The sequence below is a fragment of the Streptomyces sp. NPDC001889 genome, assembly GCF_053594535.1.
In genome coordinates this window covers 1-21416 of the sequence record NZ_JBSFER010000008.1, presented here as the reverse complement: position 1 = coordinate 21416, position 21416 = coordinate 1, and the positions used below count along the sequence as shown (strand labels likewise).

General features: G+C 68.8%; 20 protein-coding genes and 2 tRNA genes. 13 read left to right on the top strand and 9 right to left on the bottom strand.

Annotated features, from left to right (window positions below):
- Nucleotides 1-113: 113 nt before the first annotated feature.
- The 6 genes from rsmG to rpmH form a co-directional block, all read right to left on the bottom strand.
- Complete coding sequence (rsmG, locus tag ACWCRA_RS10430) at nt 114-830, bottom strand: 16S rRNA (guanine(527)-N(7))-methyltransferase RsmG (RefSeq protein WP_351558655.1); 717 nt, start codon at nt 828-830, stop codon at nt 114-116.
- A gap of 114 nt (nt 831-944) precedes the next feature.
- On the bottom strand, nt 945-1472 hold the full coding sequence (locus tag ACWCRA_RS10425) for a Jag family protein (RefSeq protein WP_351558653.1): 528 nt from the start codon (nt 1470-1472) through the stop codon (nt 945-947).
- A gap of 18 nt (nt 1473-1490) precedes the next feature.
- Entirely contained in the window at nt 1491-2726 is a 1236-nt protein-coding gene (yidC, locus tag ACWCRA_RS10420) for a membrane protein insertase YidC (RefSeq protein WP_451067237.1), read from the bottom strand.
- 3 nt (nt 2727-2729) lie between these two features.
- Nucleotides 2730-3089, bottom strand: coding sequence for a membrane protein insertion efficiency factor YidD (yidD, locus tag ACWCRA_RS10415; protein WP_351558650.1), 360 nt, complete (start codon nt 3087-3089; stop codon nt 2730-2732).
- Complete coding sequence (gene rnpA, locus ACWCRA_RS10410) at nt 3086-3457, bottom strand: ribonuclease P protein component (protein WP_351558648.1); 372 nt, start codon at nt 3455-3457, stop codon at nt 3086-3088. The genes yidD and rnpA overlap by 4 nt, the downstream gene beginning before the upstream one ends.
- Nucleotides 3458-3475: 18 nt before the next feature.
- Entirely contained in the window at nt 3476-3613 is a 138-nt protein-coding gene (rpmH, locus tag ACWCRA_RS10405; protein WP_003949374.1) for a 50S ribosomal protein L34, read from the bottom strand.
- 376 nt (nt 3614-3989) lie between these two features.
- On the opposite strand from rpmH, the gene dnaA reads away from it, so the two are divergent.
- The 10 genes from dnaA (at nt 3990) to ACWCRA_RS10355 (ending at nt 17020) form a co-directional block, all read left to right on the top strand.
- Entirely contained in the window at nt 3990-5786 is a 1797-nt protein-coding gene (gene dnaA / locus ACWCRA_RS10400; protein WP_451067236.1) for a chromosomal replication initiator protein DnaA, read from the top strand.
- 1078 nt (nt 5787-6864) lie between these two features.
- A complete protein-coding gene (gene dnaN, locus ACWCRA_RS10395; protein WP_351558644.1) occupies nt 6865-7995 on the top strand; it encodes a DNA polymerase III subunit beta in 1131 nt (376 codons plus the stop codon).
- Between the two features lie 137 nt (nt 7996-8132).
- Nucleotides 8133-9011 carry a phosphogluconate dehydrogenase (NAD(+)-dependent, decarboxylating) gene (gene gnd, locus ACWCRA_RS10390; protein ID WP_351558642.1) on the top strand — a complete coding sequence of 293 codons (879 nt, stop codon included), beginning with the start codon at nt 8133-8135 and terminating at the stop codon, nt 9009-9011.
- A 31-nt stretch (nt 9012-9042) separates the two neighbouring features.
- Nucleotides 9043-10236: a DNA replication/repair protein RecF gene (gene recF / locus ACWCRA_RS10385; RefSeq protein WP_351558640.1), complete on the top strand. Its 1194-nt coding sequence runs from the start codon at nt 9043-9045 to the stop codon at nt 10234-10236.
- Nucleotides 10233-10859, top strand: coding sequence for a DUF721 domain-containing protein (locus tag ACWCRA_RS10380; protein ID WP_351558638.1), 627 nt, complete (start codon nt 10233-10235; stop codon nt 10857-10859). Before recF ends, ACWCRA_RS10380 begins: the two co-directional genes overlap by 4 nt.
- Nucleotides 10860-11193: 334 nt before the next feature.
- Nucleotides 11194-13257, top strand: coding sequence for a DNA topoisomerase (ATP-hydrolyzing) subunit B (gene gyrB, locus ACWCRA_RS10375; protein WP_451067235.1), 2064 nt, complete (start codon nt 11194-11196; stop codon nt 13255-13257).
- Between the two features lie 41 nt (nt 13258-13298).
- Nucleotides 13299-15908 carry a DNA gyrase subunit A gene (gene gyrA / locus ACWCRA_RS10370; protein WP_451067234.1) on the top strand — a complete coding sequence of 870 codons (2610 nt, stop codon included), beginning with the start codon at nt 13299-13301 and terminating at the stop codon, nt 15906-15908.
- A 3-nt stretch (nt 15909-15911) separates the two neighbouring features.
- A complete protein-coding gene (locus tag ACWCRA_RS10365; RefSeq protein ID WP_351558632.1) occupies nt 15912-16556 on the top strand; it encodes a DUF3566 domain-containing protein in 645 nt (214 codons plus the stop codon).
- An 83-nt stretch (nt 16557-16639) separates the two neighbouring features.
- Nucleotides 16640-16713 (top strand) — tRNA-Ile (locus ACWCRA_RS10360).
- A gap of 172 nt (nt 16714-16885) precedes the next feature.
- On the top strand, nt 16886-17020 hold the full coding sequence (locus tag ACWCRA_RS10355) for a DLW-39 family protein (RefSeq protein ID WP_003958712.1): 135 nt from the start codon (nt 16886-16888) through the stop codon (nt 17018-17020).
- A 153-nt stretch (nt 17021-17173) separates the two neighbouring features.
- On the opposite strand, the gene ACWCRA_RS10350 is transcribed toward ACWCRA_RS10355, so the two are convergent.
- Nucleotides 17174-18559, bottom strand: coding sequence for a serine/threonine-protein kinase (locus tag ACWCRA_RS10350; protein WP_451067233.1), 1386 nt, complete (start codon nt 18557-18559; stop codon nt 17174-17176).
- A 63-nt stretch (nt 18560-18622) separates the two neighbouring features.
- A complete protein-coding gene (locus ACWCRA_RS10345) occupies nt 18623-19171 on the bottom strand; it encodes a helix-turn-helix domain-containing protein (RefSeq protein ID WP_351558629.1) in 549 nt (182 codons plus the stop codon).
- A gap of 179 nt (nt 19172-19350) precedes the next feature.
- Between ACWCRA_RS10345 and ACWCRA_RS10340 the strand changes: the two genes are divergently transcribed.
- Nucleotides 19351-19423 (top strand) — tRNA-Ala (locus tag ACWCRA_RS10340).
- A gap of 181 nt (nt 19424-19604) precedes the next feature.
- Here ACWCRA_RS10340 and ACWCRA_RS10335 read toward each other — a convergent pair.
- Nucleotides 19605-20378: a helix-turn-helix transcriptional regulator gene (locus ACWCRA_RS10335; protein WP_351558627.1), complete on the bottom strand. Its 774-nt coding sequence runs from the start codon at nt 20376-20378 to the stop codon at nt 19605-19607.
- Between the two features lie 436 nt (nt 20379-20814).
- On the opposite strand from ACWCRA_RS10335, the gene ACWCRA_RS10330 reads away from it, so the two are divergent.
- Both ACWCRA_RS10330 and ACWCRA_RS10325 read left to right on the top strand, forming a co-directional pair.
- Nucleotides 20815-20967 (top strand): hypothetical protein, encoded by a 153-nt coding sequence (locus ACWCRA_RS10330; RefSeq protein ID WP_351558625.1) that lies wholly within the window; start codon nt 20815-20817, stop codon nt 20965-20967.
- A gap of 160 nt (nt 20968-21127) precedes the next feature.
- The gene (locus tag ACWCRA_RS10325) at nt 21128-21397 is read left to right on the top strand and encodes an MbtH family NRPS accessory protein (RefSeq protein ID WP_351558623.1); all 270 of its coding nucleotides are present in this window, start codon (nt 21128-21130) and stop codon (nt 21395-21397) included.
- Nucleotides 21398-21416: the final 19 nt, after the last annotated feature.

The following is a 21416-nucleotide window of genomic DNA, read 5'->3' as shown; positions in this document are numbered from 1 at the left end:
AGTGAGCGTCGTTTCACGTGAAACACGATGCACGGGCCGCAGGACTACATCCGCACGACACTCCGCGTCGGGTACGTATGCCAGCTTGTATGGAGCATTGCCCGCGGACCGGGTCAGCGACGGCGGCGGGAGCGGCTGGTCCGGGCCGCCTTGGCCCGCTTCGCGGCGAACCGCACTCCCCCGGGGCTCTCGCCGACCTCGACCCGGACCACCGTGGAGAGCGGGTCGACCAGCCCCTCGCCCACATGCAGCACCGAGGTCTCCACCACACCGAGCTTGCTGAGCGCGGCACGGGCGCCCTTCAGCTCCTCCTCGGCCGTATCGCCCTTGAGGGCGAGCATCTCCCCGTACGGACGGAGCAGCGGAACTCCCCAGCCGGCGAGCCGGTCCAGCGGAGCCACGGCACGGGCGGTCACCACATGCACCGGGGGAAGGGTGCCGAGCACCTCCTCGGCCCGGCCGCGCACCACGGTCACATGGTCCAGGCCCAGCAGCTCCACCACTTCCTGGAGAAAGTTGGTGCGGCGCAGCAGGGGCTCCAGGAGCGTGATCTTCAGGTCGGGACGCACCAGTGCCAGCGGGATGCCCGGCAGACCCGCCCCGGAACCCACATCGCAGACCGAGACACTCTCCGGCACCACCTCGGAGAGCACAGCGCAGTTGAGCATATGGCGTTCCCACAGCCTCGGAACCTCGCGCGGCCCGATCAGGCCGCGCTTGACTCCGGCATCAGCCAGCAGCTCCGCGTAGCGCACGGCCTCCGGATAGAAATCTCCGAATACCGTCCGCGCCGCGTCGGGCGCCTGGGGAAGCTCTGCTGCCTCCGTCACGGGGGACCGTCCTTCCGTACCGCACTGTCGCAAAGGGGACCTGGTGGCTGAACTATCAGGCTGACAAAGATCGGCCCCGCCTGCGCAACAGACGGGGCCGAAACGATGAAGGATCTAGGCGGGGAGCACGACGACGAAGCGCTGCGGCTCCTCGCCCTCGGACTCACTGCGCAGACCTGCGGCGGCAACCGCGTCGTGGACGACCTTGCGCTCGAAGGGCGTCATCGGGTCCAGCTTCACCGGCTCACCGGTGCTCTTCACCTCGTCGGCGGCCTTGGCGCCCAGCTGGGCGAGCTCCGTGCGCTTCTTGGCACGGAAACCCGCGATGTCCAGCATCAGCCTGCTGCGGTCACCGGTCTCCCGGTGCACGGCGAGACGGGTCAGCTCCTGGAGGGCTTCCAGAACCTCACCGTCCCGGCCGACGAGCTTCTGGAGATCCCGGCCTCCGGCATCACTGATGATCGAGACAGCGGCCCGGTCGGCCTCGACGTCCATGTCGATGTCACCGTCGAGATCGGCGATGTCGAGCAGGCCCTCAAGGTAGTCGGCGGCGATCTCGCCCTCCTGCTCAAGGCGGGTGAGGGTGTCGCCTTCCTCGACAGCGGCTTCCTCGGCGGCGGCGGGGATGGTGCCTTCCGTCACTGATGGACTCCTTCGTACTTACTTCTTGGACGACGGGTGCTTGGGCCGCTGCTGGCCCTTGCGCTGTCCCGCCTTGGGCTGCTGGCGTGCGGCAGGCTTGCCGGCCGTCTTCGGCTGCGTGTCCTGCGGCGTGTCCTTCTTCAGCGAGGGCTTGGCCGGGCTCTGGCTCTGCGGGGGCGCGGTCTGCCGCTTCGCCTTGGTCTGCCGCTTGGGCTGCTGACGCTTCTGGGCGGAACCGCCCTCGGTCTCGTCAGCGGTCGTCTCGCCCTGGATCACGGTGCCGTCGGGCTGGGCGACAAAGCCGGCCTTGGCCAGACCGCTGATGAACTTGCGCTCGTTGTCATTGCGGTCCGGGCCCTTGGCGACGATGGCCTGGATGACATTGCGCTTCCGGCGGGACCGGACATCGCCACCACGGTTGCCGACGGACTTCAGCAGACGCTGGAGGTACTGGTCCTGGGCCATGCTGCCGGGCGTCGGGTTCTGGTTGATCACGTACATCTGCTGGCCCATGGTCCACACGTTGGTGGTCAGCCAGTAGACGAGGACGCCGACGGGGAAGTTGATGCCCATCACGGCGAAGATCACCGGGAAGATGTACATCATCATCTTCTGCTGCTGCATGTACGGCGTCTTGACCGTGAGGTCGACGTTCTTCTGCATCAGCTGGCGCTGCGTGTAGAACTGCGACGCCGACATCAGGATGATCATGATCGCCGTGACGATGCGCACATCGAGCAGCGTGGCGTTGAGCGCCTCGACCTTGCCGGGGCTGTCCATGAACTTCGAGGCCAGCGGGGCGCCGAAGATATGGGCCTGGCGGGCGCTGTCGAGCAGCTGCTCGTTGATGACGCCGACGGTCTTGCCCGAGGCGATGTTGGAGAGCACGTAGTACAGCGCGAAGAAGAACGGCGACTGGGCCAGAATCGGCAGGCACGAGGAGAGCGGGTTGGTGCCCGTCTCCTTGTACAGCTTCATCATCTCTTCGGACTGACGCTGCTTGTCGCTCTTGTAGCGCTCCTGGATGGCCTTCATCTTCGGCTGGAGCGCCTGCATGTTCCGCATCGACTTGATCTGCTTCACGAAGAGCGGGATCAGACAGATGCGGATGAGGATCACCAGCGAAACGATCGACAGTCCCCAGGCCCAGCCCGTATCGGGACCGAAGATCGCCCCGTAGAGCTTGTGGAACTGGACGATGATCCACGAAACAGGTGTGGTGATAAAGCTGAAGAGACTGGCAATCGTGTCCACTAATCAGGCTCCTTGAGCATGGGGCGGGGTCTCTGCGGCCGTACCCGGGGGTGTCGTGACCGACTCCCGGGCAGGCACATCGGCGGCGGAGTTCCCGCCCTTGCTGCCGCGCACGGCAGCACGCAGCATTTCGTGCCATCGCGGACGCTTACGGGCCGGCACATGGTCCACACCGCCCGGAGACCACGGATTGCACCGCAGAATCCGCCAGGCGGTGAGCACCGTGCCCTTGACCGCACCGTGCCGGTCGATGGCCGTGTACCCGTAGTGGGAACACGATGGGTAGTACCTGCAGACGGGCCCCAGCAGGGGACTGATGGTCCACTGATACAGCTTGATCAGAGCCAGCAGCGGGTACTTCATCGCGCGCCCCCTCCCAGCAGCCGCTGAAGGGCGGCATCCAGGTCTCGGGCCAGCTGTGCAGGATCGGCGTCACCCGCGCCGGGCAGCGCCCGTACCACCACCAGGCTACCGGGGGGCAGCCCGGCGAGCCGGTCTCGTATCAGATGGCGCAGACGGCGCTTGACCTTGTTGCGTACGACCGCTCCGCCCACTGCCTTGCTCACGACGAAACCCGCACACGTCGGGGAAGCGCTCTCCCCAGGCGCGTGCGGGTCCGGTGAACCGCTGCGTAGATGGACGACGAGGAGCGGGCGTCCTGCCCGCCGCCCTCGTCGTACCGCGGTCGCGAAGTCTTCGCGCCGCCTCAGCCGATTCTCGGTAGGCAGCACGTCATGACCTGTGCGCGGTCAGGCGGACAGGCGGGCGCGACCCTTGCCACGGCGAGACGCGAGAATCGCGCGGCCGGCACGGGTGCGCATGCGCAGACGGAAACCGTGGGTCTTCGCGCGACGACGGTTGTTCGGCTGGAAGGTGCGCTTGCTCACTCGGGGGCTCCAGAAATGACTCGTAGATGGCGGGACATCGCCTGGCTGTCACCGTGCGCCCACGAGAAGCTCGCGTTTACGCTCGAGTGCACCGCTTCACGATCACAGATCGTGATCTTTGCCCATCGGAGGCAGGCGGCAGCAGCCATCGACAACTCGACCTGTTTACGGTACGCGCGGCTACGCCATCCGGTCAAACCAGGGTGACTGCCGGGCCCGCTGTGCACAGGCTGTGGACAACAACTTGAACCACGCGGGTCGCCCTGACTACCTTGGCTGAACTCCGGAACTTTTCCTTTCTGTCCTTGCCTGTCCTTCCGTCCCGTCCCCGTCCCGAGAACCACACATTCGTGGGACCTGCGAGAGAGCGTGCCTTGTGGCTGACGTACCTGCCGATCTTGCCGCAGTGTGGCCACGAGTGCTGGAACAGCTCCTCGCCGAGGGCCAGCCGGGCATCGAGCCCAAGGACAAGCAGTGGATCGAGCGCTGTCAGCCCCTGGCGCTGGTCGCGGACACCGCGCTGCTGGCCGTCCCGAACGAGTGGGGGAAGCGGGTCCTCGAAGGCCGGCTCGCCCCGCTGATCAGCGACACCCTCAGCCGTGAGTGCGGTCGCCCGATCCGGATCGCGATCACCGTCGACGACTCCGCGGGCGAGCCCCCGGCGCCGCAGTCCCCGGACCGGCAGCAGCAGTCGCCGTATCCGGGCCACCAGCACGACGAGCCCCCGGGCTACCAGCGGGAGGACCCCTACGGGAGATACGGGCACCGCGCCCCGGACGACGGGCTCCCGGAGATCCGCCCCTCGTACCCCGAGTACCAGCAGCAGCGGCCCGAGCCCGGCGCGTGGCCGCGCGGCCAGGAGGACCTCTCCTGGCAGCAGCCGCGCCTCGGCGGATTCCAGGACCGCGACGGGTTCCAGGACCGCGACGGGTTCCAGGACCGGGACCCCTACGCCGGCACCAGACCCCACCAGCCGCAGCACGACTACCGCTCCCCGCAGCCGCCCGACCGCCAGGGCTACGAGCAGCGCCCGGACCGCCGGGAGCTGCCCGACTCCTCCGCTCCGCACCGCGGTGTGCCCAGCGGCGCGCCCGGGCCGCTGGGAGCGCAGCCCTCCCCGGCCCCGGGGCCGGGGGAGCCGCACGCCCGGCTGAACCCCAAGTACCTCTTCGACACCTTTGTGATCGGCGCCTCCAACCGGTTCGCGCACGCGGCAGCCGTGGCGGTCGCCGAGGCCCCGGCGAAGGCGTACAACCCGCTCTTCATCTACGGGGAGTCGGGGCTCGGCAAGACCCATCTGCTCCACGCCATCGGGCACTACGCGCGCAGCCTCTACCCGGGTACCCGGGTGCGGTACGTCAGCTCCGAGGAGTTCACCAACGAGTTCATCAACTCGATCCGTGACGGCAAGGGCGACACCTTCCGCAAGCGCTACCGCGATGTCGACATCCTGCTGGTCGACGACATCCAGTTCCTGGCGAGCAAGGAGTCGACGCAGGAGGAGTTCTTCCACACCTTCAACACGCTCCACAACGCCAACAAGCAGATCGTGCTCTCCTCCGACCGGCCGCCCAAGCAGCTGATGACGCTGGAGGACCGGCTCCGCAACCGCTTCGAGTGGGGGCTGACCACCGATGTCCAGCCGCCGGAGCTGGAGACCCGGATCGCGATCCTGCGCAAGAAGGCGGTGCAGGAGCAGCTGAACGCCCCGCCGGAGGTGCTGGAGTTCATCGCGTCGCGCATCTCGCGGAACATCCGTGAGCTGGAGGGGGCGCTGATCCGGGTGACGGCGTTCGCCTCGCTCAACCGGCAGCCGGTGGATCTCGGGCTCACCGAGATCGTGCTGAAGGACCTGATCCCCGGTGGCGAGGACTCGGCGCCGGAGATCACCGCGAGCGCGATCATGGCGGCGACGGCGGACTACTTCGGGCTGACGGTGGAGGACCTCTGCGGCTCCTCGCGCAGCCGGGTGCTGGTCACGGCCCGGCAGATCGCGATGTACCTCTGCCGTGAGCTGACCGATCTGTCGCTGCCGAAGATCGGTGCGCAGTTCGGCGGGCGCGACCACACGACGGTGATGCACGCGGACCGGAAGATCCGGGCCCTGATGGCCGAGCGGCGCTCGATCTACAACCAGGTGACCGAACTCACCAACCGCATCAAGAACGGCTGAGACGGCCGCGGCCCGCCGCCCCCGTCAAGCGCCCCGGGCCCAGGCTCCGGGGCGCTTTCCGCTGTCCCGGGTCCGGAGCGGGGCCACCCCTGAGCACGGCGCACAGCCGGCTGAGCAGGCGCCGCGCCGCTCTCCGAACCCTCCCCGGTCCCGGGCCCGGGTCCAGGACCGCCCTGGACCGCCCCGGGCCCGGCCCAGGACCGCTCCGGGCCGCCCCCAACCCCGCTGTGGACACCCCTCGACCCTTCTCCGGAGCCGCCCCGGAGCCGCCCCGAAGGCTCTTCCGGCGCCTCGCGGCACGTCCGCGCGCCCGTTCCCGGCGCATCGGCCCCGCCGGCGCTGTTCGAATACGGGCCCGCGGGAGCGGCTTCTCCACAGGCTGAGGCAGAATCCTCCATCCACAGCCTGGGGACTGGGAAGTTGTCCAGACTGTGTCCACAGCCCGAGCCGTCCGAAGATCATCCCAGCAGGTCAGCTCCCTGTGGAATTGTGGCAAACCTTCATCCACAGCCTGTGGACAGAGAATCCGTCCACAGGCTGTGATCAAAGTTGTCCACGGGCCGCCCACAGGCAGCGCGGGGTTGCCCACAGCTTGTCCACACCGCTGTCCACTGTTCGGCAACATCCGGGCCGCTCTCACCGTGTCGAGTGAAAGCCGTCACACCAGAGAGCCGGATTGGGCTGTGGGGAACCTGGGTAAAGCTGGGGACAGGGCTGGGGAGAACTCCCCATGCCCTGTGCATGGCCTGTGCAGAACTTTTCGGTGTCCACAGAAGCACCCGGTTATCCACCGGCGCCACCCACAGGCGCGGTGGATAAAAAACAGGGCCTGACCTGCGAAAACGGGGTTATCCACCGTTTCCACAGGCCCTACTACTACTCCCACCTAGAGTTACCGGGGAAATCGCTTGGAAGCGGGGGCTGTGCACAACTCGGCCCGGTCGGCCGCGACACCCCCGATCACGACTTGACCCCGAGCAGCGCCGACTGTCAGTGCGGTGCGTCAGACTGGTCCCCGGCGACACAGCCGACGACGAAGGCCAGCAAGGCGAGCCAGCAACAGCAGGAGGCGGTTCCGGTGAAGATCCGGGTTGAGCGCGATGTACTCGCGGAGGCGGTGGCGTGGGTGGCCCGGAGCCTCCCGGCCCGTCCGCCGGCGCCCGTGCTCGCTGGCCTCCTGCTGAAGGCCGAGGACGGGGCGCTCAGCTTCTCCAGCTTCGACTACGAGGTCTCGGCGAAGGTCTCCGTCGAGGCCGAGGTCGACGAGGACGGCACGGTTCTCGTCTCCGGCCGGCTCCTCGCCGACATCTGCCGGGCCCTCCCCAACCGCCCCGTGGAGATCTCCACAGACGGTGTACGGGCGACCGTGGTCTGCGGCTCCTCCCGCTTCACCCTCCACACCCTTCCGGTGGAGGAGTACCCCGCGCTGCCCGAGATGCCGACCGCGACCGGCACGGTGCCCGGCGAGATCTTCGCCTCCGCCGCCGCCCAGGTCGCCATCGCCGCGGGCCGCGACGACACCCTCCCCGTCCTCACCGGTGTGCGCATCGAGATCGAGGGCGAGACGGTCACCCTGGCCTCCACCGACCGCTACCGCTTCGCGGTCCGCGAGTTCCTGTGGAAGCCGGAGAACGCCGACGCCTCCGCCGTCGCGCTGGTGCCCGCCAAGACGCTCCTGGACACCGCCAAGGCGCTGACCAGCGGTGACACGGTCACTCTCGCGCTCTCCGGCTCCGGCAAGGGCGAGGGCCTGATCGGCTTCGAGGGTGCCGGGCGCCGGACCACCACCCGGCTGCTCGAAGGCGATCTGCCGAAGTACCGGACGCTCTTCCCGACCGAGTTCAACTCGGTGGCCGTGATCGAGACCGCGCCGTTCGTCGAGGCCGTCAAGCGCGTCGCCCTCGTCGCCGAGCGGAACACTCCGGTCCGGCTGAGCTTCGAGCAGGGCGTGCTGATCCTGGAGGCCGGCTCCAGCGACGACGCACAGGCTGTGGAGCGCGTCGACGCCCAGCTGGAGGGCGACGACATCTCGATCGCCTTCAACCCGACCTTCCTGCTCGACGGGCTGAGCGCGATCGACTCCCCGGTCGCCCAGCTCTCGTTCACCACCTCCACCAAGCCCGCGCTGCTCAGTGGCAAGCCCGCCCTGGACGCCGAGGCGGACGAGGCCTACAAGTACCTGATCATGCCCGTACGGCTCTCGGGCTGAGCCCGGCCGCCCGGCTCACGACGGGCCTGCTCGCCGCCCGGGCAGGCCCGTCGGGCTGTGCGCCGCGCTCCGGCGTAGGCTCGGAACCGGATTACGCGGTTTCCGCACCGGCACTTTCGACGCTTAAGGACACTGAGATGCAGCTCGGCCTCGTCGGCCTCGGCAAAATGGGCGGCAACATGCGCGAGCGCATCCGCCGCGCGGGCCACACCGTCATCGGTTACGACCGCAACCCGGACCTCGCCGATGTCCACAGCCTCAAGGAGCTTGTGGACGGGCTGGAGGGCCCGCGCGTGGTGTGGGTGATGGTCCCGGCCGGCGCCGCGACCCAGTCCACCATCGACGAGCTGGCGGAGCTGCTCTCCCCCGGCGATGTCGTCGTCGACGGCGGCAACTCCCGCTGGACCGACGACGAGCGCCACGCCGTCGAGCTGGGCATCAAGGGCATCGGCTTCGTCGACTGCGGAGTCTCCGGCGGCGTCTGGGGCCTGGAGAACGGCTACGCGCTGATGTACGGCGGCCACGCCGACCACGTCGCCCGGGTGCAGCCCATCTTCGACGCGCTCAAGCCCGCGGGCGAGTTCGGTTCGGTCCACGCGGGCAAGGTCGGCGCCGGCCACTTCGCCAAGATGGTCCACAACGGCATCGAGTACGCCATGATGCAGGCCTACGCCGAGGGCTGGGAGCTGCTGGAGAAGGTCGACTCGGTCACCGATGTCCGTGAGGTCTTCCGCTCCTGGCAGGAGGGGACCGTGATCCGCTCCTGGCTGCTCGACCTGGCCGTCAACGCCCTGGACGAGGACGAGCACCTGGACCGGCTGCGCGGCTTCGCACAGGACAGCGGCGAGGGCCGGTGGACGGTCGAGGCCGCCATCGACAACGCCGTGCCGCTGCCGGCGATCACCGCCTCGCTCTTCGCGCGCTTCGCCTCCCGCCAGGACGACTCCCCGCAGATGAAGATGATCGCCGCACTGCGCAACCAGTTCGGCGGCCACGCGGTGGAGAACAAGAAGTAGTCCCTGAGCCGGGGGAGGTCGGCCCATATCCATGCACGTCACGCATCTGTCGTTGGCCGACTTCCGCTCGTACGCCCGGGTCGAGGTCCCGCTCGACCCGGGCATCACCGCTTTCGTGGGGCCGAACGGCCAGGGGAAGACCAACCTCGTCGAGGCGGTCGGCTATCTGGCCACCCTCGCCAGCCACCGGGTCTCCTCGGACGCCCCGCTGGTCCGGGCCGGCGCCGAGCGCGCGGTGATACGGGCCGCCGTCACCCAGGGCGACCGCTCCCAACTGGTCGAGCTCGAACTCAACCCGGGGAAGGCGAACCGGGCCCGTATCAATCGATCGTCGCAGGTCAGACCGCGTGATGTGCTGGGGATCGTCCGTACCGTGCTGTTCGCGCCGGAGGATCTGGCGCTGGTGAAGGGCGACCCGGGCGACCGGCGGCGCTTTCTGGACGAGCTGGTCACCGCGCGCTCGCCGCGCATGGCCGGGGTGCGCTCCGACTACGAGCGGGTGCTCAAGCAGCGGAACACCCTGCTGAAGTCGGCCGCGCTGGCCCGGCGCCACGGCGGGTCGAGGTCGGGGGCGGATCTGTCCACCCTGGATGTGTGGGACCAGCATCTGGCGCGCGCGGGCGCGGAGCTGCTGGCGCGGCGGATGGAGCTGATCGGGGCGCTTCAGCCGCTGGCCGACAAGGCGTACGAGTCGCTGGCCCCCGGCGGCGGACCGGTTGTCCTGGAGTACCGCTCATCGGCTGCCGAGGCGGCCGGGGCGGGTGGAACGAGCGGGCCCGGTGCGGAGACCGGCCCGGAGACCGGCGCCGAGCCGGGCGGGCACGGCCGCGAGGAGCTGTACGCCCGGATGATGGCCGCGCTCGGCGGAGTGCGCAAACAGGAGATCGAGCGGGGTGTGACCCTGGTGGGACCGCACCGCGACGACCTGGTGCTGCGGCTGGGCCGGCTGCCCGCGAAGGGGTACGCGAGCCATGGCGAGTCCTGGTCGTACGCGCTCGCGCTGCGGCTCGCCTCGTACGACCTGCTGCGGGCGGAGGGGGCCGAGCCCGTTCTCGTCCTGGACGACGTCTTCGCCGAGCTGGACGCCCGGCGCCGCGAACGGCTCGCGGAGCTGGTGGCCCCGGGCGAGCAGGTGCTGGTGACCGCCGCCGTGGACGACGACGTTCCGGGGGTGCTGGCCGGGGCGAGGTACGCCGTGGCCGGTGGAGAGGTGGCACGGGTATGAACGATCTGTTCGGCGCGGGTGCGGCGGGAGCCGCCGGTGGCGCGCCGCGGCCCACGCCCTCCGCCGGAGCGCCGGGCGCGGGCACGCCCTCCGTGCCGGTGCCGCCCGCGGTGCCCGAGCCCTCGGGGGTGGACCTCGCCCGGGTCGCCCTGCGCGCGGCCAAGGAGCAGGCCCGCGCCCGGGGCGCCGCCGCACAGGAGAAGCGGCAGGCCAGGCGGGGCGGAGGACTGCGCTCCGGGGCGCGTGCGGATGGCCGTGACCCGCTGGCGCTGGGGGCCGCGATCAACCGTCTGATCACCGAGCGCGGCTGGGAGACCCCGGCCGCGGTGGGCGGGGTGATGGGCCGCTGGCCGCAGATCGTGGGCGACGACCTGGCGAACCACTGCGTCCCGCTGCGGTACGACGAGGACCCCGGCGAGCGAGTGCTCACCGTGCAGTGCGACTCGACGGCCTGGGCGACACAGCTCCGGCTGCTGGCGCCGAGGCTGGTGGCCCGGCTGAACGAGGACCTCGGGCACGGCACCGTCAGAGTGATCAAGGTGCTGGGGCCGGGCGGTCCGCGCAAGGGGTACGGACCCCTGCGGGCGCCCGGGAGCGTGGGCCCCGGGGACACCTACGGCTGAGCCCCCGGGGGCCTGGTCCGTTTTATTGGCTTTCGCCCTGCGGAATGGTGGTTTCCGGTTGGTCCCGGCGGGGTGCCGGACCCCTCGGCCGACCCCCTCCCTCACCGTATCCGGCCATTGACAGGCCGAAGCGCTCAATGCCGGTGTGAGCCTCTTGGAGCCCCTTCCCGCATATGGGGAGTCGGACCGACCGTGTTCAGGGCGGCACATGCGGACTCAGCTACCGCCAAACCCCCATGACCGTCGGCCGTACCGGTAGACTGAACAACAATCCCGCCACCTCGCGGAACATGTCGAACGACGCAGCCGCTCCCGCTTGCCCGGAGAACGGCTTGTGCTGTGCCAGAAAGGGCGCTTCGTGGCCGATTCCGGCAACCCCAACGAGAACATCCCGTCCACCCCCGCCGGCGGGCACGGCGAGGTCACCGCCTCGTACGACGCCAGCGCGATCACCGTCCTCGAAGGGCTGGACGCGGTCCGCAAGCGCCCCGGCATGTACATCGGCTCGACCGGTGAGCGTGGGCTTCATCACCTGGTCCAAGAGGTCGTCGACAACTCCGTCGACGAGGCCATGGCCGGGCACGCGGACTCCATCGACGTGACGATCCTGGCCGACGGCGGCGTGCGCGTCGTCGACAACGGCCGCGGCATCCCGGTGGGCATCGTCCCGTCCGAGAACAAGCCCGCCGTCGAGGTCGTCCTCACGGTGCTGCACGCCGGCGGCAAGTTCGGCGGCGGCGGCTACTCCGTCTCCGGCGGTCTGCACGGCGTCGGCGTCTCCGTGGTGAACGCCCTCTCCTCCAAGGTCTCCGTCGAGGTCAAGCGGGACGGCTACCGCTGGACCCAGGACTACAAGCTCGGTGTCCCGACCGCGCCCCTCGCGCGGAACGAGGAGACCGACGAGAGCGGCACCACCGTCACCTTCTGGGCCGACGGCGACGTCTTCGAGACGACGGAGTACTCCTTCGAGACGCTGTCGCGCCGCTTCCAGGAGATGGCCTTCCTCAACAAGGGCCTCACCCTGAAGCTGACCGACGAGCGCGAGTCGGCCAAGGCCACCGCGGGCGCCGACATCGCCGAGGAGGCGGAGCGGGAGCAGGTCCGCACGGTCACGTACCACTACGAGGGCGGCATCGTCGACTTCGTGAAGTACCTCAACTCGCGCAAGGGCGAGCTGATCCACCCCACGGTGATCGACATCGAGGCGGAGGACCGGGAGCGGCAGCTCTCCGTCGAGATCGCGATGCAGTGGAACTCTCAGTACACCGAGGGCGTTTACTCCTTTGCGAACACCATCCACACGCATGAGGGGGGTACGCATGAGGAAGGGTTCCGCGCCGCGCTCACCGGCCTCGTCAACCGCTACGCCCGCGACAAGAAGCTCCTCCGCGAGAAGGACGACAACCTCTCCGGCGAGGATATCCGCGAGGGTCTGACGGCGATCATCTCCGTCAAGCTGGGCGAGCCGCAGTTCGAGGGCCAGACCAAGACCAAGCTGGGCAACACGGAGGCGAAGACCTTCGTCCAGAAGGTCGTGCACGAGCACCTCACCGACTGGTTCGACCGCAACCCCAACGAGGCGGCGGACATCATCCGCAAGTCGATCCAGGCGCAGACGGCGCGTGTCGCCGCCCGCAAGGCCCGTGATCTGACCCGCCGCAAGGGGCTGCTGGAGTCGGCCTCCCTGCCCGGCAAGCTCAGCGACTGCCAGTCGAACGACCCCACCAAGTGCGAGATCTTCATCGTCGAGGGTGACTCCGCCGGCGGTTCGGCGAAGTCCGGCCGCAACCCGATGTACCAGGCCATCCTGCCCATCCGCGGCAAGATCCTGAACGTCGAGAAGGCCCGGATCGACAAGATCCTCCAGAACACCGAGGTCCAGGCGCTGATCTCGGCCTTCGGCACCGGGGTCCACGAGGACTTCGACATCGAGAAGCTCCGCTATCACAAGATCATCCTGATGGCGGACGCCGATGTCGACGGCCAGCACATCAACACCCTGCTGCTGACCTTCCTCTTCCGCTTCATGCGGCCCCTGGTCGAGGCCGGCCATGTCTTCCTCTCCCGCCCGCCGCTGTACAAGATCAAGTGGGGTCGGGACGACTTCGAGTACGCGTACTCGGACCGTGAGCGCGACGCCCTGGTGGAGCTGGGCAAGCAGTCGGGCAAGCGCACCCGCGAGGACTCGATCCAGCGCTTCAAGGGTCTGGGCGAGATGAACGCCGAGGAGCTGCGCATCACCACCATGGACCAGGAGCACCGCGTCCTCGGCCAGGTCACCCTGGACGACGCGGCCCAGGCCGACGACCTGTTCTCGGTGCTGATGGGTGAGGACGTCGAGGCCCGGCGTTCCTTCATCCAGCGCAATGCCAAGGACGTCCGCTTCCTCGACATCTGAGTCGGTCTCAGCTGACCGCACGAAAGGACTGAAGACCAGCAATGGCCGACGAGACACCCACCCCTGCCTCCGCCGAAGCCGCGTTCGCGATGCGGATCGAGCCCGTCGGGCTCGAAACCGAGATGCAGCGCTCGTACCTCGACTACGCGATGTCCGTGATCGTCTCGCGCGCGCTCCCCGACGTGCGGGACGGTCTCAAGCCCGTCCACCGCCGGGTGCTCTACGCGATGTACGACGGCGGCTACCGGCCCGAGAAGGGCTTCTACAAGTGCGCCCGCGTCGTCGGTGACGTCATGGGTACGTACCACCCGCACGGCGACTCCTCGATCTACGACGCCCTGGTGCGGCTCGCCCAGCCGTGGTCGATGCGTCTGCCGCTGGTGGACTCCAACGGAAACTTCGGCTCCCCGGGCAATGACCCGGCCGCCGCGATGCGGTACACCGAGTGCAAGCTCAAGCCGCTGTCGATGGAGATGCTCCGGGACATCGACGAGGAGACCGTCGACTTCCAGGACAACTACGACGGCCGCAACCAGGAGCCGACGGTCCTCCCGGCCCGTATCCCGAACCTGCTGGTGAACGGCTCGGCGGGAATCGCGGTCGGCATGGCGACCAATATCCCGCCGCACAATCTGCGCGAGGTCGCGGCCGGCGCCCAGTGGGCGCTGGAGCACCCCGAGGCGAGCCACGAGGAGCTGCTCGACGCGCTGATCGAGCGCATCAAGGGCCCCGACTTCCCGACCGGCGCGCTGGTCGTGGGCCGCAAGGGCATCGAGGAGGCGTACCGCACCGGCCGCGGCTCCATCACCATGCGCGCCGTCGTCGAGGTCGAGGAGATCCAGAACCGCCAGTGCCTGGTGGTCACGGAGCTTCCGTACCAGGTCAACCCCGACAACCTCGCGCAGAAGATCGCCGACCTGGTGAAGGACGGCAAGATCGGCGGGATCGCCGACGTCCGCGACGAGACCTCGTCGCGGACCGGCCAGCGCCTGGTCATCGTCCTCAAGCGGGACGCGGTCGCGAAGGTGGTGCTGAACAACCTCTACAAGCACACCGACCTCCAGACGAACTTCGGCGCGAACATGCTGGCGCTGGTCGACGGAGTGCCGCGCACCCTGTCGCTGGACGCCTTCATCCGCCACTGGGTGCACCACCAGATCGAGGTCATCGTCCGGCGCACCAAGTTCCGGCTGCGCAAGGCGGAGGAGCGGGCGCACATCCTGCGCGGTCTCCTCAAGGCGCTGGACTCCATCGACGACGTCATCGCGCTGATCCGGCGCAGCGACACCGTCGAGATCGCCCGCGGCGGCCTGATGGAGCTGCTCTCCATCGACGAGATCCAGGCCAACGCCATCCTGGAGATGCAGCTCCGCCGGCTGGCCGCCCTGGAGCGGCAGAAGATCGTCGCGGAGCACGACGAGCTCCAGGCGAAGATCAACGAGTACAACGCGATCCTCGCCTCCCCGGAGAAGCAGCGCGCGATCGTCAGCGAAGAGCTGGCCGTGATCGTGGAGAAGTTCGGCGACGACCGGCGCTCCATGCTGGTGCCCTTCGACGGTGACATGTCCATCGAGGACCTGATCGCCGAGGAGGACATCGTCGTCACCATCTCGCGCGGCGGCTATGTGAAGCGCACGAAGACGGACGACTACCGCTCGCAGAAGCGCGGCGGCAAGGGCGTCCGGGGCACCAAGCTCAAGGAAGACGACATCGTCGACCACTTCTTCGTCTCCACCACCCACCACTGGCTGCTCTTCTTCACCAACAAGGGCCGGGTCTACCGGGCCAAGGCGTACGAGCTGCCGGACGCCGGGCGGGACGCGCGCGGACAGCATGTGGCCAATCTGCTGGCCTTCCAGCCGGATGAGCAGATCGCCGAGATCCTCGCCATCCGCGACTACGAGGCCGCGCCGTATCTGGTGCTCGCCACCAAGGGCGGTCTGGTCAAGAAGACCTCGCTGAAGGACTACGACTCGCCGCGGTCGGGCGGTGTCATCGCGATCAATCTCCGGGAGACCGAGGACGGCCGCGACGACGAGCTGATCGGCGCCGAGCTGGTGTCGGCCGAGGACGATCTGCTGCTCATCAGCAAGAAGGCCCAATCGATCCGATTCACCGCTACGGACGACGCGCTGCGCCCGATGGGGCGTGCGACATCCGGGGTCAAGGGGATGAGTTTCCGCGAAGGGGACGAGCTCCTGTCGATGAATGTCGTCCGGCCCGGTACGTTCGTGTTCACTGCTACCGACGGTGGGTACGCCAAGCGCACCGGTGTGGACGAGTACCGGGTCCAGGGTCGTGGCGGCCTCGGCATCAAGGCTGCCAAGATCGTGGAGGACCGCGGAACGCTCGTGGGTGCCCTGGTGGTCGAGGAGACGGACGAGATTCTCGCCATCACCCTCGGCGGCGGTGTGATTCGTACGCGAGTCAATGAAGTCAGGGAGACGGGCCGTGACACCATGGGCGTTCAACTGATCAACCTGGGCAAGCGGGATGCCGTGGTCGGCATCGCCCGCAATGCCGAGGCAGGGCGTGAGGCCGAAGAGGTCGAAGGGACCGACGAGGCCGCAGGGACCGACGAGGCCGACACCGGTGTGGCCGAGACGGCAGTCGAGGGCACGGAGCCCTCGGCCGGGGAGCACGAGGAGTAGAGCGTGAGTGGAGCCACGGGCGCCGGTTCGGCCGCTGGAGCGGCTGATACTGCCAAATCGAGCGGTGCCCGTGGCTCTGCCGCGGACTCCCAGGGGGATACGGTGACGGAGAGCCGGGGGTCCAACCCCCCGTACGAGATGTTCGGCGGCGAGCAGCCGGCCCGTAAGAAGGCCGCTCAGCCCTACCGCCCGCCCCAGGCCTATCAGACGCCCCAGGGCGCCGATGGGACCGAGTCGGGCATGCGCCTGCCCCGCACCGGGGCGCGGACGACCCCGCGCACCCGCAAGGCCCGGCTGCGGGTCGCGAAGGCCGACCCGTGGTCGGTCATGAAGGTCAGTTTCCTGCTCTCGATCGCGCTGGGCATCTGCACGGTGATCGCCGCCGCGGTGCTGTGGATGGTCATGGACGCCATGGGCGTCTTCTCCACGGTCGGCGGGACGATCAGCGAGGCCACCGGCTCGACGGAGAGCAATGGGTTCGACCTCCAGTCGTTCCTGTCGCTGCCGCGCGTGCTGATCTTCACCTCGGTCGTGGCCGTCATCGATGTGGTGCTCGCCACCGCGCTGGCGACGCTCGGGGCGTTCATCTACAACCTGTCCGCCGGTTTCGTGGGCGGTGTCGAGCTCACGCTGGCCGAGGACGAATAGCCGTCTCCCGGCTCCGCCGGGGAACGGATTTGGGAGCTGCGCCAGAGGTGCGCTAATCTTCAGAGGTCAGCGCAGAGCGCGGCGGGGCTATAGCTCAGTTGGTTAGAGCGCATCCCTGATAAGGATGAGGCCACAGGTTCAAATCCTGTTAGCCCCACAGCAGTGAATCGGCCCGTACGGAGTTCTTCGTACGGGCCGTTCGCATTCGGGTGCGCACTCGTCCGGGCCGGCCGTGGCGGAGGGGGGCTCAGGTCACCGATCGGTATCGGTCGGTGTGTATAGTCGGGCGGCAGAAGTCCTCATACGTCAAGGAAAGACGAGGTCGCGCGGTGAAGAAGCTTCTCCTGGTCGCACTGGCTGCCATCGGCGGGCTCCTCGTGTACCGCCAGATCCAGGCGGATCGCGCCGAGCAGGATCTGTGGACGGAGGCGACCGACTCCGTGCCCGCAGGTTCGGGTGTGTGAGACGCAGCAGTCTTGAGCGAAGCCCCGGCCGTCTGAGCGGCCGGGGCTTCGTGCTGTCCGCCTCCGCCGGGGCTTCTCCCCGGCTCTTCTCTTCTGCGAATCGGATGATCGCGTCTGCGAATCCGGTGCCCCGGCTCGGTGCGGGCGGCCCCGTCAGTTCTGGGAGAGGGCCCAGAAGCCGACCGTGAAGCAGATCAGCGCCAGCACCAGCACCGGGACCACGATCTTCGGGCCGGGACCCCGCCGCCGGTGCGACCGCCGCGCGGGCCGGGCCGGCGTCCCGGCGGGGCTCGCGGCGGGGCTCCGGGCGGTGTACGCGGCGGTGACGGCCGGCCGGGGCCCGGCCGCCGGGCCCGGGGGCAGCGGCGGCGGGGTGGCCGGCTGGGCCGGATGCGGCGGCGGGGTGGGCGGCTGCCGCGGTGGCGGCGGGACGGGGACCGCGAAGCGGCCCGTCGGTGCCGGCGGGTGCGGCGGCGGTGCGAAGGGTCCGGCGGAGGTGCGCACGGCGCCGGGGCTGCCCGGCACGGGGACGGGAGAGGGCGCGGGCGCGGTGGCGGGCGTCGGGGAGCCGGTGGCGGCGTCGGTGGGTCCGGTGGGTCCGGTGGCGCGGCCGGGGGCGTCCGCGGGCGGAGGCCCCGGGCGCTCGGGGTCGCGCGGGCTCTCCGGGCCCTCGGGTCCGAACCCCGGTGGCAGCGGACCCAGTTGGTCGAAGATCTCCACCGGTTCGTCGTCGGGGCCGGCCTCCGGAAGGACCTCCACGGCCGCGGCGAGCGCCTTGCGCGCCCCGGTGGCCGAGCGGAAGCGGGACTCCGGGTCGGGCTGGAGCAGACCGGCCAGTACCTGCCACAGCGGCTCCGGGACGCCCTGGGGCGCGCCCGGGGTCCCCTGGCTGGTGAAGTACTCCACCAGGGCCCTGGAGTCGGGTTTCTGGCCTTCGAGCAGATAGAGCGCGACCAGGCCGGCCGCGAAGAGATCGGCCGTGAAGTCCGGCTCGGCGCCCTCCATTTGCTCGGGCGCGAAGTAGCCGGGTGTCCCCACGACGTAGTTGGTCTCGGTCAGCCTCGGTTCGCCCTTGCGCATGGAGATCCCGAAGTCGGACAGCCGCAGATGGGGGCGGCCGGTGCCGGTGGCCTCCAGCAGGACGTTGGCCGGTTTGATGTCCCGGTGCACGACTCCCTCCGCGTGCACCGCGGCCAGCCCGGAGAGCAGCTGATCGAGCAGGGTGCACACATAGCGGGCCGGCAACGGGCCGTAGTCGCCGATCACATGGGCGAGGGAGCCGCCGCTCACCAGGTCCATCGTGAAGAGCACCTGGTCGTCGTCCGCGGCCCAGCTGGCCGGGGCGAGGACATGGGGGTGATCGATCCGCAGCGCCTGTTCCCGCACGAATCTGAGCAGGGTGTGCGCGTCGCTCTGCTGGAGCACCTTCGCCGCCACATAGCGGCGGCGCCGATGGTCCCAGGCGCGCCAGACGGCGCCCACCCCGCCGCGCCCGATCGGGTCGACGAGCTCATACCGGCCGGCGAAGACCTCACCCATGGCGCTGCGTCCGCTCCCCGTTCCCTCGTGAGGCCGTGATCCGTTCCCGCCCGGCCTCGGTGGTCAGCTCTGGTGGGACTCGTAGTGCGCGACGGCGTCCGCGGTGCGCCCGGCCCCGTACACCCGGAGGAACTCTGCCAGTTCGGGATGGGTGGGGGCGAGCGAGTCGGCGGCGTCGATGATGTCGCCCGCGGCGGCCACGGAGCGCAGCAGCGACTGGATCTCCCGCACCACCCGGCGTACCGTCGGCGCGCCCGAGCTGTTGGTGGTCTGGCTGGCGGCGGTCAGCACGGAGCCCCCCTGGGACTTCTTGATCTCTTCCATCCGGTCGGTCGCCTCGGCGGCGCTGACACTGCCGTCGGAGACCAGCCCGGCCAGCTCCTGGAGCGCCTGGACCCGCTGGACCACGGCGGGGTTGCCGATCTTCGCGCGCTGGCCGCTCATGAGCTGGGAGAGCATGGGGGCCGACAGACCGAGCACAGCGGCGAGCCGCGCCTGGTTCAGCCCGAGGTCATCTATCAGCCGCCGGAAGAGCGCCCCCAGGGGCTCCCCGTACCAGCTCCGCTGGAGCTCCCTGGCTCTGGCGGTTGTCTCCTGCTGAGCGGCGTCCATGCGCGTCTCCCCATCGCTTCCCCAAGCGGGCTTCGCTGCTGCGAACCACGACGAGCATCTTACGGAGAGTGGTTGCGTATCGTCAGCCCCCATCGTTTTGCAGGATCACCGGGTGCACCCGGTACTCTGGTCTGCGGCGGGGACGAGGCGCTCGGTGTACTCGACTCTGTCACCCGTATGGGGCCTTAGCTCAGTTGGTAGAGCGCTGTCTTTGCATGGCAGATGTCAGGGGTTCGACTCCCCTAGGCTCCACGCGCGAGAGACCCCCTGACCTCGGTTCACCGAGGTCAGGGGGTCTCTCCATGTCCAGGGTGGTGAGAGGGGGCCGGCCGGCGGGGTTCTCCGTGCGGGGAGTGCGGTCGGGGAGGCCGGGTGTCCCGGGCGTTGGCGGTGTGGTGCGGGCGGGGTGGGGGCCGTGCTGGTGGGGATGGTCTCAGTTGGAGAGGGTCTCCTTCGGTTCGAGGAGCCGCTGCTGGGAGATGAGATAGCCGAGCTCCGCCCGGCTGCGGCTGCCCAGGGCCTCCGAGACCTTCTTGATATGGGTGGAGACGGTGCGGGAACTCACCCCCAGCCGGGCCGCGATGGACTCGTCCGTGTGGCCGGTGACCACCATCCGGAGCATGGTCCGGCGCACCGCGTTGGTGAGCAGATCGGGCCGGTGCTGGCCGATGGCGATGGAGACGGGTATCGCCCGCTCCCACATGTGGTCGAAGGCCTTGGAGAGAAAGGCGATGGCGCCGGGGTGGCGGATGGCGAGGGCCGTGGTCTTCCGTTCCGGGATGCCGGGGATGAAGGCGATGGAGCGGTCACAGATGATGACCCGCTCGAACACCTCGTCCAGGGTGCTGACCTGAGCGCCCTCGGCCAGGACCCGTTCGATGTACGCCAGTGTCGGGCTGTGCGAGCGCACGCTGTGCTGGTAGAGAGTGCGCTGCTGGACGCCCCTGCGCACCAGGGCGAGATCCCGAGGCAGGGCCTCGGCCAGCAGATCGGGGGAGCGGCCACCCCCGGGCTGGGCCGTGAGTAATTCCTCCTTGCACGCCCCGACGGCCAGTCGTAGCGCCTCGCTGATCACGTCCACGCCCATTAAGGACTCGATCGGCAGTTCCACCTGCTGCCGGACTTTCCGATAGACACCCTCCGCAGCCAGAAAGGAGGAACGCAGCGCCGCGAGTGTGTTCTGGTGGCGCTCTATGTTGCGTTCCACCGGGCGGGCGAGTTCTGACTGGGCAATTTCCGGCGGGATGGGTACATAGGAATTCGCTGTTCCCGGAAGGGGGCGGAGAAGCCCGCAGATGAGCAGGCAATCGAGGACCTCGCCGGATATTGCGCCCGCTCTGAGCGCCTCATGGTACTGCTCTAGTCCCTGATTGCACAGGTGTACCCCGAAATATGAAGCTATGTCGGTCTCTTGGCACATTTGCGCCCCTTTCATGTTTTCGCGTTTCGTAATCATGATGCCAGGTGGACTCGTATCACTGTCGTGATCCGCGCAGGATTGACGAGTCGCTAGGCAGGCGACGGGACGATTACTTGCAATACTTTCTCGGTCGTGATCGATGTTGAAGTCGGGACCGGGCATTGCCATGTGTGGAAGTGGGACTGCTAAACGCGAAACCAGTCACATCGATGAGGTGTCGAAAATGTCTCGGATCGTCTACCCCGCCTATGCCCTTCTTCCCCTCTCCGCATCGACCGCGTACCAGCAGGTCATGGCCGTCTTCAGAGCCTCAGCCGGGTCATGCGCCGCGCCGGCCGGTCACACCGGCGCGCGGTACGACTCGGCCTGGGGCTGACCGCCCCCCTTCATCGCCCGGCCCGCATTCGGGAAGCGGGAGTGACCGCCCTGCGTGCATGGCTCATATGTATCGGTCGGGTCGATTGAAGGATTAATTGAATGGCGACCCTCTTCGCCGTCTCCGACGCTTCCGTCGTGCCCGCTGGTGCCCGCTTCCGGTGAATGGCGGCGAAGAGCGATCGTTCTGTCATCAGGCCGTGCACATACCGACCGGCTGGACGGCGATACACGCCGAGGACTCCAGGCACGGCTGCCTGGACTTTGTGGAACGCAGGCCCGTCCGAAAGGAAGCAGCGCGCTCATGCATTCGACGATTCCGGTGGCCGAACCGGCAGTTCTTCCGATCATGTTCGAGTCCGTGGTGGGGTTGGTGCCGGGGGCTGTGGCTGTGGAGTGTGCTGGGGTTGGTGTGTCTTATGGGGTGGTGAATGCGCGGGTGAATCGGCT

Excerpts from the sequence above, each read along its gene's own strand:
- yidD (WP_351558650.1), bottom strand. The coding sequence starts at position 3,089 with ATGAAGTACCCGCTGCTGGCTCTGATCAAGCTGTATCAGTGGACCATC.
- gnd (WP_351558642.1), top strand. The coding sequence starts at position 8,133 with ATGCAGCTCGGCCTCGTCGGCCTCGGCAAAATGGGCGGCAACATGCGC.
- recF (WP_351558640.1), top strand. The coding sequence starts at position 9,043 with ATGCACGTCACGCATCTGTCGTTGGCCGACTTCCGCTCGTACGCCCGG.
- ACWCRA_RS10380 (WP_351558638.1), top strand. The coding sequence starts at position 10,233 with ATGAACGATCTGTTCGGCGCGGGTGCGGCGGGAGCCGCCGGTGGCGCG.
- gyrA (WP_451067234.1), top strand. The coding sequence starts at position 13,299 with ATGGCCGACGAGACACCCACCCCTGCCTCCGCCGAAGCCGCGTTCGCG.
- ACWCRA_RS10350 (WP_451067233.1), bottom strand. The coding sequence starts at position 18,559 with ATGGGTGAGGTCTTCGCCGGCCGGTATGAGCTCGTCGACCCGATCGGG.
- ACWCRA_RS10345 (WP_351558629.1), bottom strand. The coding sequence starts at position 19,171 with ATGGACGCCGCTCAGCAGGAGACAACCGCCAGAGCCAGGGAGCTCCAG.
- ACWCRA_RS10330 (WP_351558625.1), top strand. The coding sequence starts at position 20,815 with ATGTCTCGGATCGTCTACCCCGCCTATGCCCTTCTTCCCCTCTCCGCA.